The 310-nt window shown below is 68.4% G+C and carries 1 protein-coding gene; it reads right to left on the bottom strand.

Going from position 1 to position 310, the window contains the following annotated elements; all coding sequences use genetic code 11:
- Positions 1 to 85: 85 nt before the first annotated feature.
- Positions 86 to 310, bottom strand: a 225-nt coding sequence (locus tag FLQ44_RS17900) for a TonB-dependent receptor (protein ID WP_147695470.1), incomplete at its 5' end; no start/stop codon positions are given.

Genomic DNA, 310 nt, shown 5'->3' with positions numbered 1-310 from the left:
ATGGCGCGCCCCGCCCTCCGGGGCTGGTCTCACCCGGGGCATCCGGGTCTCCAGACCCTTAAGCGGCAAAAGCGCGCGCCACTCATCACGGGGTGATGCGTCTGTTCGTTCGCTGGTCCTGGGCCAGGCCGGCGCCACGGTAGCGCGCGCTGCGGTACTGGCTGCGCAGGAACAGCCTGAAGGCCTCGCTGGCCTGCCATTCAAGCGCGGCGTTCAGCATGTGCTTCGGCGTGTTGGTCAGCGGCTGGCCGGCGGCAGCACCGCTCTTCTGCTCGCTGTCGGTGTGGGTGTAGTTGGTCTTCAGCGTCCA

It is taken from the genome of Vogesella mureinivorans (genome assembly GCF_007644035.1).
Lineage (GTDB): Bacteria > Pseudomonadota > Gammaproteobacteria > Burkholderiales > Chromobacteriaceae > Vogesella > Vogesella mureinivorans.
This window is presented reverse-complemented; position numbering and strand designations above follow the sequence as displayed.